This is a genomic window from Streptomyces sp. A18 (assembly GCF_059026065.1).
The window spans coordinates 141,166-153,207 of sequence record NZ_JBWLKL010000003.1; the positions used below are offsets into that span (position 1 = coordinate 141,166).

The 12,042-nt window shown below is 71.5% G+C and carries 10 protein-coding genes; 5 read left to right on the forward strand and 5 right to left on the reverse strand.

Features of this window, described 5'->3' with window-relative positions; genetic code table 11:
* The first annotated feature begins 294 nt into the window (after window positions 1-294).
* A complete protein-coding gene (locus AC5P1C_RS06295) occupies window positions 295-789 on the forward strand; it encodes a tetratricopeptide repeat protein (RefSeq protein ID WP_493864655.1) in 495 nt (164 codons plus the stop codon).
* 24 nt (window positions 790-813) lie between these two features.
* Window positions 814-2,727 carry a hypothetical protein gene (locus AC5P1C_RS06300; protein WP_493864959.1) on the forward strand — a complete coding sequence of 638 codons (1,914 nt, stop codon included), beginning with the start codon at window positions 814-816 and terminating at the stop codon, window positions 2,725-2,727.
* A gap of 4 nt (window positions 2,728-2,731) precedes the next feature.
* Here the strand turns inward: AC5P1C_RS06300 and AC5P1C_RS06305 are convergent, their stop codons facing one another.
* The 5 genes from AC5P1C_RS06305 to AC5P1C_RS06325 all read right to left on the reverse strand — a co-directional run bounded on the left by AC5P1C_RS06305 (window position 2,732) and on the right by AC5P1C_RS06325 (window position 7,754).
* On the reverse strand, window positions 2,732-3,250 hold the full coding sequence (locus tag AC5P1C_RS06305; protein ID WP_493864656.1) for a GNAT family N-acetyltransferase: 519 nt from the start codon (window positions 3,248-3,250) through the stop codon (window positions 2,732-2,734).
* A complete protein-coding gene (locus tag AC5P1C_RS06310) occupies window positions 3,247-3,951 on the reverse strand; it encodes a TetR/AcrR family transcriptional regulator (RefSeq protein ID WP_493864657.1) in 705 nt (234 codons plus the stop codon). Before AC5P1C_RS06310 ends, AC5P1C_RS06305 begins: the two co-directional genes overlap by 4 nt.
* A 77-nt stretch (window positions 3,952-4,028) precedes the next feature.
* Complete coding sequence (locus AC5P1C_RS06315; RefSeq protein ID WP_493864658.1) at window positions 4,029-5,099, reverse strand: PDR/VanB family oxidoreductase; 1,071 nt, start codon at window positions 5,097-5,099, stop codon at window positions 4,029-4,031.
* Between the two features lies 1 nt (window position 5,100).
* Window positions 5,101-6,027, reverse strand: coding sequence for a metal-dependent hydrolase (locus AC5P1C_RS06320; RefSeq protein WP_493864659.1), 927 nt, complete (start codon window positions 6,025-6,027; stop codon window positions 5,101-5,103).
* 80 nt (window positions 6,028-6,107) lie between these two features.
* Entirely contained in the window at window positions 6,108-7,754 is a 1,647-nt protein-coding gene (locus tag AC5P1C_RS06325; protein WP_493864660.1) for a SpoIIE family protein phosphatase, read from the reverse strand.
* Between the two features lie 514 nt (window positions 7,755-8,268).
* Here AC5P1C_RS06325 and AC5P1C_RS06330 point away from each other — a divergent pair.
* From AC5P1C_RS06330 to AC5P1C_RS06340, 3 genes are all read left to right on the forward strand, one after another.
* Window positions 8,269-9,918: a glycoside hydrolase family 13 protein gene (locus tag AC5P1C_RS06330; RefSeq protein ID WP_493864960.1), complete on the forward strand. Its 1,650-nt coding sequence runs from the start codon at window positions 8,269-8,271 to the stop codon at window positions 9,916-9,918.
* A 25-nt stretch (window positions 9,919-9,943) separates the two neighbouring features.
* On the forward strand, window positions 9,944-10,978 hold the full coding sequence (locus AC5P1C_RS06335; protein ID WP_493864661.1) for a LacI family DNA-binding transcriptional regulator: 1,035 nt from the start codon (window positions 9,944-9,946) through the stop codon (window positions 10,976-10,978).
* Window positions 10,979-11,053: 75 nt separating this feature from the next.
* Window positions 11,054-11,944 carry a phosphatase PAP2 family protein gene (locus AC5P1C_RS06340; protein ID WP_493864662.1) on the forward strand — a complete coding sequence of 297 codons (891 nt, stop codon included), beginning with the start codon at window positions 11,054-11,056 and terminating at the stop codon, window positions 11,942-11,944.
* The last annotated feature ends 98 nt before the right edge of the window (window positions 11,945-12,042 follow it).

Sequence of the window (12,042 nt, forward strand, 5' to 3'; positions counted from 1 at the left end):
CTGCCGGGTGCGGTTGCCGTCCGGCTGCGGGGCTGGTCCGTCTGTGGGGCGGGGCCGTGCCGACTGCAGCGATTCGCTGGTCGCTGCGGGGTGAACGGGATGGGGGTCCCCCTGCTCCTTAAGAGCTTCGGGGAGGGCGGGAAGGCTTGTTCGTCCAGGGGAGGCTGCGGGGTGACGGCGGGTGGGCGGGAGAGTCCCGTTCGGCGAGGGTTGGCTGCGGGGGGCGAGTGGGTGGAGAGGCCCCGTTGGGTAAATCCGCTGCCGGGGGCGGTGACGCCATGCGAAAGTGTGGCCATGGATACGGCGTGGGAGAAGCGACTGGGCGAGGCGTGGGCCAGCGTCGAGGAGTACGACGATGGACGGGGCGAGGAGTTTCGGAAGGTCATCGACGCCCTCGTCGACGAGCTGCCGGACGGAAGCCCCCTCGCCCCCTTCGAGCGAGCCTGCGCCTTCGACTCCACGGGGCACTCGGACCGAGCCGTACCCCTGTACAGGGAAGCGCTGGAGAAGGGGCTCGACGGGTACCGGCGGCGGCGCACCCTCATCCAACTCTCCAGTTCGCTGCGGAACATCGGGCGGCCGGAGGAAGGCGTCGCGCTCCTTGAGCCTGAACTCGACGCCCCTGGCGATGAGTTGGATGACGCCGTTCGGGCGACCCTCGCCCTCTGTCTCGCCAGCCTCGGGCGGGAACGCGAAGGCCTCGCCCTCGTACTCGGCGCGCTCGCACCCCATCTCCCCCGCTACCAGCGCTCCATGAGCAACTACGCCCGGGAGCTCACCGACAGGTGACCAACCGACGATTCGCTCGTTTTGCTGAACGTGTCGTCGAATGTGAAGTCCCCCGCCCCGTCCCAGGATCTCTCCGGCGTCGTCGACGTCGAGCAGGCCGAGGCCGCCCTCGTCGAGCACTACCCCCGGCTGGTGCGGCTCGCCTATCTGGTTCTTCCGCCCAGCCTCGGACGCAACCGGCGGGTCCTCACCGCCCACGCGCTGACGCAGCGCGCGCTGCCCCGCAGCCGTAGGTCGGGCGACGAGGACGTCATTCCGGTACAGCGTTCCGGGGACGGGCGCAACGGCGACCCCGGGTACGCGTACGTGCGGCTGCGCGTCGTCGGCACCGCGCTCGACGCCGGGCTCCCGCTCCGGCGCACGGCCTGGCCCAAGCGCGCACAGCTGCCGCCCTTGTTGCCCCAGGTGTGGGGGCTCCGGCTCTTCCCGCGGTCGGGCGGTGCCGATGAACTCGCCCTCGACCAAAGGCTCTCGGCGCTCTCCGGGCCCGCGAGAGCCGCGTACGTGCTCCGGGGGCTCGAGCGGCTCCCCGACAGCGACGTGCGCAAGACACTCGTCGCCGTGGGGGTCGGCGAGCCGGATGCCGCACTGGCCGAAGCCGACGGTGTGGACGCGGCGTACGAACTGTTGAGGTCTCCCGAGTTCGACCCCTGTTCCCTGCAGGCGCGGCCCACCGATCTCATGCGCCGCAGGCAGCACATGAAGGCCGCGGGCGTCGCGCTCGCCGCCGCCCTGGTCTGCGGGGCGCTGCTCGGCCTGCCGGGCGACGGGTGGGGGCCCGACGGGGCCGCGGCTCCCGCGTACGCGAAGAATCCGGCGGGGCAGGCCGCGCTCGACCCGGGGCAGCTCACGAAGGTCGCGGCCGGCGCGTGGAAGAAGTCCGCGCGGGCCGACTTCTCCGTGTGGCCCGCCAGGGGCGCCCTCATCGGCGACGAGGCCCTGCTGCGGCGGGCCTTGGCCGTCTGGGCGAGGCCGGGTGAGTCGGTGCAGGTCTCCGCGACGCCGGGCACGGATGCGGGTGCTCCTCCCGGGCCCGCGCAGCTGCTGTTCGCCGGCGAGGTGGACGCGGCCAGGGTCGTGCTCCTGTACGACGGACTGCGCATCGTGCGGTACGCCGAGCCCAAGGACGGCACCAGCGGCGCCGCACTCGACTTCGCGCGCGTGGACGGCGCGACCAGCGCCGAGTCGGCGGCCGTGGTGGTGAATCGCGTCGACGGCAACGTCCGGTACCTGACCGCGCCTTGGGTGTCCGGTGTCGCCGTACGTGACCTGGTGAAGGCGGACGGCGGCGCCGACGCCCTCAAGCGCGACGGCGAAGGCGTGACCGAGCCGTTCGCCAGCCCGGCGCAGGCCCGCGCGTGCACTTCATGGAACGCGCTGCAACTGCGGGACGACACCGGTGTGAACCGGCTCTCCACCGACCTCGGCGAACTCGTCCCCGCCCATCTCACCGCGGGCCGCCCGCAGGCTCCGCGCGAGGCATCGGCCGCGGACTGGTCGTCGACCGCCTGCTCGCTGACCGACGCGCGCTCGAACGGCGTGCGGTCCGTGAACGCCTGGCAGTACGCGCGTCAGGCCCTGCCCGAGGCGAACGGCTCGGCGGCCTGGCTCTGCACCCGCGCCGACACCTGGCGCGGCGACGGAGGCAGGGCCCTCGCGCAGTTCCGGGCGAACGGCGCGGCGGCCGTCGCGGCGAAGGCGGAGGACTCCGCGGCGTGCGGCGCGCGCCAGCCGTCGGTGCTCGCGGGAGTGCGGTGGAAGTCCCGCGGCGGCAACTGGTACCTGCTGGGCGGCGGCAGCAAGGACATCGTGTCGGTCGGGGCCGCCGGAGCGTCCCAGACTCCCGGCAACACGCTGGCCGCACCCCTGGAGCGAGGTGCCCGCGCCGGCCTCACCGGGCGGCTCGCGGACGGCTCGAAGGTGTCGACGCTGCGTTGAGCCGTCAGGCGTCGGACGGGGCCGGGCCGCGCAGGTCCTTCTCCAGGAGCGTCACGCCGTACGTGCTCCCGTCCGCCGCCACCTTCCCCGGCAGCTCCCCCACCACCACGTACCCCGCCGCCTCGTAGTACTCCCGCAGCCGGGGGTTGGAGGACACGCAGTCCAGGCGGCAGCGGTCCCGGCCCGCCTGAGCGATGCGCTGTTCCGCGCGCTCCAGCATCGCGCGGCCCGTTCCGGCCGGGGCGCCGCGCCGGGTCATCAGGCGGTGCACATAGCCGGCGACGGGCGGCTGTTCGCCCCAGGCGGGCTCGTCCGCCCACCACACCTCGTACGCACCGGCGACCATCTCACCGTCGTACGCGAGCCAGACCTCGTCCGACGCGATCCGCCCGCGGAAGTGCGCGGCGCCCTTCTCGCCCGGCTTCCACTGGTCGATCCCCCGGTCCCGCATCCAGTGCGCGGCACCGTCGTAGAGAGCGACGAGAGTGGGGATGTCCTCCTCGCCCGCCAACCTGTGGGTCAACTGCTCCGCTCCTGCGGGACCAGGCCGAACAGGCGGGTGACCAGCTCGGTGAACGGTCCTTCCGGCGGCTCCTCGGCGAGGATGCGGCGCAGGAGCACCGCCATCTCCTCGTCGTACGCGGCGCTCACCGCGGCAAGGGCCGCGAAGTCGTGCACCAGCTGCAGTTCGAGCTCGGCGCGTGGAATGCGGCGTCCGTCGAGCCAGATGAGCGCCGTGGACTCGGCGAGCGAGATCCAGGAGCGGACCACCAGTTCGAGCCTGGCGGGCGGGTCGGTGATGCCCAGGTGGGCGAGGATCTGGATGTACGCCGCCTGGCGCACCGAGTCGATCAGGGCGTTGGTCGTGGACGATCCGACGGCCGGGCCGCCGCGCATCAGCGCGGAGAATCCGGGCCCGTGGCCGTCCACGAAGTCAAGGAAGCGGCCCATCACGCGCAGCAGGCGCGCCCCAAGCGGGCCCTCCATCGGTTCCACGAAGCGGTCGGCCAGGTCGTCGGCCGCCCGCTGCAACGCCGCTTCGTAGAGGCTGAGCTTGCCCGGGAAGTAGTGGTAGACCAGCGGTCGCGAGATGCCCGCGGCCGCCGCTATCTCGTCGATCGACACGTCGTCGGGCGAGCGGTGGCTGAACAGGTCGAGCGCGACCCCGATCAACTGCTGCCGCCGCTCCTCGACACCCATTCTGCGGCGCACCCCGGTAGTCATGCGAACACCTTACCGAGCGGATCCAGCCGTCCAAGGGGCCGGTCCACCCGAACCGTTCACATCTCTCGCCCCATGTCTCACATGTCCAGGACGATTCGGCCACCGCTCGCCCTCGACACGCAGATCAGCATCGAGTCGGCCCGCTCGGCGTCCGTGAGGAGTTCGTCCCGGTGGTCGATCTCCCCTTCCAGGACCCGCTGTTGGCAGGTTCCACAGAAGCCCTGCTCGCAGGAGTACGCGGTGTTGGGCAGCTCCGCGCGCACCGCGGAGAGCACGGTGGTGTCGGCTGCCACGGAGACGGTCCTGCGGCTGCGGCGCAGTTCCACCTCGAAGGTTCCGTTGCCCTCCGCGGAGGTGTGCGGCGTGAAGCGCTCCAGGTGCAGCTCGGCGCCCTCGGGCAGCGTCGCCGCCACGGCCTCCATCAGGCCTTCAGGGCCGCAGACGTGGACTGCGGTGGCGGGCGCCAGGTCCGCGAGGAACGCGGCGAGGTCCGGGCGCCCTCCCTCGTCCTCCGCGACGACCGTCAGCCGGCCCGCCCCCGTGCCCGCCAGTTTCTCCACGTCCTCCAGGAACGGCATCGACGCCCGGGAGCGCCCCCCGTACAGCAGCCGCCACGCACGGCCCGCGGCCTCAACTTCCCTCAGCATGGGGAGGATCGGGGTGATTCCGATGCCGCCCGCCACGAAGACGTACGTCTCGGCGTCGGCGAGCGGGAAGCGGTTGCGCGGGCCGCGCACCTCGACCTCCGTCCCCTCCTGTAGCTGCTCGTGCACCTCACGCGAGCCGCCGCGCCCACCTTGCTCCTCGCCGATGAGGCGGGTCGCGACGGTGTACGAGGAGGTGTCCTCAGGGTCCCCGCACAGCGAGTACTGGCGGACGATGCCGGAGGGGAGGACCAGGTCAAGGTGGGCGCCCGGCTTCCAGGCGGGCAAGTGGTCGCCTTCCAGGCGCAGTTGTACGACGCCGTCGGCGATCGTCTCGTGCCGGGTGACGAGGAGGCGCAGTGCGCGGGAGCGCGGGCGGCCCGAGACCGGCTCCTGAAGGGCGGGCAGCGGCCACAGCGGGGATGCGTCGATGCGGCGGCGCATGGCCCGTTTGGCGAGCAGGGCCGTGCCCGTGACGAGCAGGACGGTGCGGAGGCGGGGCATGTCAGTGCGCTCCCTTCGGCAGCGGTTCCGTCGCGGCTTCGGCGGCGGTTGCCGCCGGGGACGAGGCGAGGTAGGCGACGGCCTGTGCGGTGCTGCCTTCGTGGGAGGGGTGGTAGGCGCGGCTCAGATAGCGGGGGATGGAGCGGATCATGTCCGGCGTCGTGGGCAGCGTGCCCTTCTTCCCGCCCTGGTAGAAGCCCTTGAAGGACGCCTTGCCGCCGATGAGGGTCGGGTCGTTCTCCATGAAGAAGCGCGCGCCGCGCTGCCAGAGGAAGACCAGGGCGGTGAAGGCGGTGGCCCAGGTGCGGGCGCGGCGGCGGTAGCTGCCGTCCACGTGCATGAAGAGCTCGAAGGCGACGGAGCGGTGCTCGACCTCCTCCGCGCCGTGCCAGCGCAGCAGGTCCAGCATGGTCGGGTCGGCACCCCTGCGGTCCAATTCATCCGCGTTCAGGACCCAGTTGCCGAGGAAGGCGGTGTAGTGCTCGATCGCGGCGATCATCGCGACGCGCTCCATCAGCCACCACGTGCGGGCCTTGCCGGGCGGCAGCGTCCTGTCCCCGAGCAGCTTCTCGAAGAGCCAGTCGACCTGCGCGGTGTAGGGCGTGGGGTCCAGGCCCTGCTCCTTGAGGTGCGGTAGGACCTCGTCGTGGGCCTGGGCGTGCATGGCCTCCTGCCCGATGAAGCCGATGACGTCCTCGCGGAGCCGGTCGTCGCGGATGTACGGCAGGACCTGCTTGTACACGTGCACGAACCAGCGTTCGCCCGCCGGGAGAAGCAGGTGCAGCACATTGATCGTGTGCGTGGCGAAGGGGTCGCCCGGCACCCAGTGGAGCGGGGTGTCCTCCCAGGAGAAGGAGACCTTGCGTGCCTTGAGCGGTATGTGCTCGGACGCGACGGGCCTAGGCTCCCGGCTCTGCGTATTAGACATGGCGTCAATGTACTGACGGGTAGGCGCGTGGGTACAGGTCCGTGCGGCGGTTAATTTCGAGCGGCCCGTGCGGTGCGGGGTCAGCCCGTCCTGCGCAGGGCGAGGAGCGCGATGTCGTCCTCACGGTCGCGCCCGAAGCACGCGAGGAGCGTGTCGCACAGGTCGGCGACACCGCGCGGAGCGCCTGCCGCCGCGACGCGCAACTGCTCCATCGACACCGCGAGATCCGTGCCCCGCGTCTCGATGAGCCCGTCCGTGACCATCAACAGGCGGTCGGTGCGCGCGAGGACCACCTCGCTCGGCCGCGGCCGTTCGAGGCCGAGGCCGAGGAGCGGACCACCCGCGTCGACGTACGCGGCCGTACCCTCGTCCCGCACCACGAGCGGCGGGATGTGCCCGGCGTTGGCGATCCGCGTGCGCCCGGTGGCCGGATCGACCAGGCTCAGGCACATCGTGGCCGTCGTGCCAGGGTGGTAGTGCTGCAGCATCCGGTCGATGCGCGGCGCGAGCGCGCCGGGGTCGGGGTCCTCGACGCAGTACGCGCGCAGCGCGTGCCGTATCTCGACCATCACGGTGGCCGCGTCCAGGGAGTGCCCGACGACGTCTCCGATGCCGGTCAGGACACCGGAAGGCGTCGGGAGCGCCGCATAGAAGTCCCCGCCGATCTCCGCCTGGCGCGACGCCGGTTCGTAGCGGACGACGACCTCCGTGCCGGGCATGTCCGGCAACTGCGCCGGCAGGAAGTTGCGTTGGAGGGTCAGCGCGATGTGGCGCTCCTCCTCGTACATCAGGAGCGGCTCCGCGGCCAGCGCGGTGGCGTGGGCGAGCCGCTCGACGAGGTACCCCGTCTCGCCGGACAGACCCTCCTGGTGCGCGGGCATCGCGACGCACACCAGCGTGCGCCCCTCGCGCAGGCGGGCCAGGACGAGCCCGGCGTTCTCCGGCGCCCCGTCGCACCGCTGCCCGGCGGCCACCGGCGGGCGGAAGAACCCCGGCGGCCACATCGGCGCCGGCACCAGCGTGTTGCGCACGCCCGTACGCCCCGACATGACGCGCCGCATCAGCCGGGCCACCGCCTCGTGCGCCGCGGCATCCGGCAGCGAAGCCGCCGCTCTGCGCCGGGAGAACCCGTGGTGGAGCTCTCCGTCCTGACCGAGCACGAACACCGTCGCGGGATCGTCGGTCAGCCGCGCCGCGCCCACGGCGGCCGCCTCGACCAGCTCGCCGAGACAGCGCGCGGACTGCACCTCCAGGATCATCCCGGCAAGCAACGCGAGCCGCTCCACCCGGAGTTGGGCGTCGCTGCGGCAGCGTCCCCCGCGCGCGGCGGCCCGTACGACCGCCTGGATCTCCTCCGGTTCGGCGGGCACCGTCAGATAGGACTCGCCGCCCGCGTCCAGCCCTCGGCACCGGTCGGCGGACGGGCGCGCCGCCGCCGAGAAGTGGACGACGGGCAGAGCTGCGATGGGGGGCGACTGCTTCATGCGGCGGCAGAGCTCGTAGCCGCTCATGTCGGGCAGGCCGACGTCGACGAGCGCCACGTCCGGCAGGTCACCCGCCCGCAGCCGTACGTCGAGTTCGATCAGGGCCTCGCCCGCGCTCGCGGCGAGCAGGACGCGGTGTCCGTCCCTGCGCAGGACCGCGCTCAGCGCGTACCTGCTGGCGGGCACGTCGTCGACCACCAGGACCGTGCTGACCCTACTCACTGCCTTGCCCTTGACGCTCACGCGGGACAGCCCCTCAGGGCGGAGACGGAGCAGGCCGACTCGTGCCTGCCCCATCAAGTTAGCGCCCTACCGCATTTCCGGGGAGAAGTAGGCGACAGCGCGACCCGGACCGGTAGAGGTCACCGAACTCGCCCCGTGCGCGGCGCGCTTGACAGTAGACTCTCCGACTTGGGCCCGCATCGGACACGCGACGCGAACCCGATGCTCGGCACCCCCGTGACCTGCCATTTCCCGATGACGACGACGGTAGGGCCGGGCCGCCCCGCGACGCACGCGGCGTCTCCTCACCCGCCGACGGCGGCCGCCACCCCTCGCCCGCCGGACGGAGGCCGGGTGCGGGCCCGGTCGCACGCGCCCTCAGCAGATCGCCGTACGCGGCCGAAGCCCCGTCGACGGGGCGAGCCACCGAAAGCTCCGGCAGGACACCAGAGGCAAGGGGGCCACTCTCGTGACCTTCGCCTTCCGCGACGCGTTCACCGGAGTGCCGCCCTTTCCCGTACCCATGAGGGACTTCATGACCCAGCACGTCACCGCCGCCCTTCCCGCCGACGCCTCGTACGACGACTCCGCGCGCCGCGAGTGGTGGCGCGATGCCGTCATCTACCAGGTCTATCCGCGCAGTTTCGCCGACGGAAACGGCGACGGCATGGGCGACCTGCCGGGCGTCACGGCCCGCCTCCCGCACCTGGAGCGGCTCGGCGTGGACGCCGTCTGGCTCTCCCCCTTCTACGCATCGCCGCAGGCCGACGCCGGGTACGACGTGGCCGACTACCGCGCGGTGGACCCCATGTTCGGCTCACTTCCGGACGCCAACGCCCTCGTACGAGAGGCGCACGCGCTCGGCCTTCGCGTGATCGTCGACGTGGTGCCCAACCACTGCTCGGACCAGCACGAGTGGTTCAAGCGGGCGCTGCGCGACGGCAGGGGATCGCCGCTGCGCGCACGCTTCCACTTCCGGCCGGGGAAGGGCGCACACGGTCAACTTCCGCCGAACGACTGGGAGTCCGTTTTCGGCGGTCCTGCCTGGACACGGGTCGCCGACGGCGAGTGGTACCTCCACCTCTTCGCGCCCGAGCAGCCCGACTTCAACTGGGAACACCCGGCGGTACACGACGAGTTCCGCTCCATCCTGCGCTTCTGGCTCGACCTGGGCATCGACGGATTCCGCATCGACGTGGCGCACGGCCTGGTCAAGGCGGCGGGCCTGCCCGACATCGGCCACGAGGAACAGGTGAGGCTGCTCGGCAAGCAGGCCGTCCCCTACTTCGACCAGGACGGCGTACACGAGATCTACCGCAGTTGGCGGCGGATCCTTCAGGAATACCCCGGAGAGCGCATCGCCGTCGCGGAGGCGTGGACGCCGACGGTGGAGCGCAGTGCGCGCTACCTGCGCGGGGACGAGCTGCACCAGGCCTTCAACTTCGAGTATCTGACGACCGGTTGGGACGCGGCCGAGCTGCGCGCCGTCATCGACCGCTCCCTCGCCGCGATGAACGCCGTGGAGGCGCCCGCCACCTGGGTGCTCTCCAACCACGACGTCGTGCGCCACTCCACCCGCTTCGCCGACGGCGACCCGGCGCGCGGCCTGCGCCGGGCGAGGGCGGCCACGCTCCTGATGCTGGCGCTGCCCGGCTCTGCGTACATCTACCAGGGCGAGGAGCTGGGCCTGCCCGAGGTGACCGAGCTGCCGGACGAGGTGCGCCAGGACCCGGCGTTCTTCCGCAGCACGGGGCAGGACGGGACGCGGGACGGGTGCCGGGTGCCGCTGCCGTGGTCCGGGCAGCGGGCGCCGTTCGGCTTCGGTCCGGTCGTCGGCGGCCCGAGCTGGCTGCCGCAGCCCGCCGAATGGAAGGACCTCACGGTCGAGGCACAGGAGGGCGACCCCACCTCCACCCTGGAGCTCTACCGCGGCGCGCTCGCCGTGCGCCGCGAGCACCCGGCCCTGGGCGCAGGCCGCGACGTGGAGTGGCTCGAATCGCCTCAGGGCGCGCTGGCCTTCCGGCGCACGACGCCGCGGGGCACGTTCGTCTGCACGGTGAACCTCAACTCCGCGCCCGTCACGATCCCGACGCCCGGCACCGTGCTCCTGGCGAGCGCCGACGTCACGCCCGGCGGCGAGGGGACGATCCTGCCGGCGGATTCAACGGTCTGGTGGGCAGCCTGAGATGTGACCGGTACAGTCCAATCCTGTGACCGCGCGACTGGCCGACATCGCAGCGCAGGCGGGGGTCAGCGAGGCGACGGTCAGCCGGGTGCTCAACGGCAAGCCCGGCGTCGCCGGGGCCACCCGTCAGTCCGTGCTTGCCGCACTCGACGTGCTGGGCTACGAACGTCCGGTGCGGCTGCGACAGCGCAGCGCGGGCCTGATCGGGCTGATCACTCCGGAGCTGGAGAACCCGATATTCCCCGCGCTCGCCCAGGTCATCGGCCAGGCGCTTACCCGGCAGGGGTATACACCGGTCCTCGCCACGCAGACACCGGGCGGCTCCACGGAGGACGAGCTGACGGAGATGCTCGTCGATCGCGGCGTCTCCGGCATCATCTTCGTCTCCGGTCTGCACGCGGACACCTCCGCCGACATGCAGCGCTACGAACAGCTGCGCGCACAGGGCGTGCCGTTCGTCCTGGTCGACGGCTTCTCCCCCAAGGTGCAGGCGCCCTTCATCTCACCGGACGACCGGGCGGCGATGCGCCTCGCGGTCACCCACCTCGTCTCCCTGGGTCATACACGCATCGGACTGGCCCTGGGCCCCAAGCGGTTCGTTCCCGTACAGCGGAAGATCGAGGGCTTCGTACGCACGGTGCAGGACCTCCTTGCCCTGACCCCGGAGGAGATCGAGACCGACCTGGTCCAGCATTCTCTGTACACGCTGGAGGGAGGTCAGGCCGCGGCGTCCGCGCTGATGGACCGCGGTTGCACGGCTGTCGTGTGCGCGAGCGACATGATGGCCCTGGGGGCGATACGGACGGCGCGGGAGCGTGGATTCGAGGTCCCGGACGACATCTCGGTGGTGGGATTCGACGATTCCCCGCTCATCGCGTTCACCGATCCGCCGCTGACCACGGTGCGTAAGCCCGTGCCCTCGATGGGGCAGGCGGCCGTGCGTACACTCCTCGAGGAGATCGGCGGCACGCCCGCCCCGCACAGCGAGTTCGTCTTCATGCCGGAGCTGGTCGTTCGAGGTTCAACCGCCTCCGCCCCTGGGGGACGTGCTCGTCCGTAGGGCGTAGAGAATGCGACCTGAACCAGACCTTGGGATGATCGGTCGGAGGGTCGGTATCTGGCAGACTCTGTGCCTATGGGTGAGATGACTGTGACGACACTGGAAGGCCAGCAGCGGCCCACCACATCACCCATCGCGGGCGAGCAGGAAGACCGCAATGGGCGGACTTTCCTGCGCCGTTTCCGCACCCCCCGGCGCCCTCGGCTCTGGTTCGAGATCCTGCTGATCGCGGTGAGTTACTGGACGTACTCCCTGATCCGCAATGCGGTGCCGGAACAGAAGTCGCAGGCCCTGCGCAACGCCGACTGGATCTGGCAGGCGCAGCAGCACCTCGGGATCGCCGTGGAGCAGAGCATCAACCACGCGGTGAACTCGGTGACATGGCTCATCGTCGGCATGAACTACTACTACGCGACGCTGCACTTCGTGGTGACGCTCGGTGTCCTGGTCTGGCTGTTCCGCAAGCATCCGGGCCGCTATGCGGCGACGCGCATGGTGCTCTTCGCGACGACAGCGGTGGCACTCGTCGGTTACTACCTGTATCCCCTGGCACCCCCGCGCCTGATGAACGGCCAGGACTTCATCGACACGGTCCTCGTCCACCAGACGTGGGGCTCCATGGCATCCGGCGACCTCAAGCACATGTCGAACCAGTACGCGGCGATGCCGTCGATGCACATCGGCTGGTCCCTGTGGTGCGGCCTGACGATCTTCGCCCTGGCCTCGGTGCCGTGGGCGAAGGTGCTCGGCCTGCTCTACCCCACGGTGACCCTGATCGTGATCGTTGCCACCGCCAACCACTTCTGGCTCGACGCGGTGGGCGGCATGATCTGCCTGGCGTTCGGGTTCGCGGTGGCGTGGGCCTGGTACGGGGCGATGCCTTACGCGCTGCCGCGCGAGGTGGCTGTGCGGGCCGAGAGCCCGGGGGCGTCGCTGCTCCGGGCCAAGGCCAAGGCCAAGGTCTAGCTCCCCGCCTTCGGCTCGCGACTGGAGGCTGGTGCCGGGGGCTGGTGGTGGTGGGCGCGCGCTCGCATGAGAGGGCCGTAGAGGGCCGCACCAGAAGT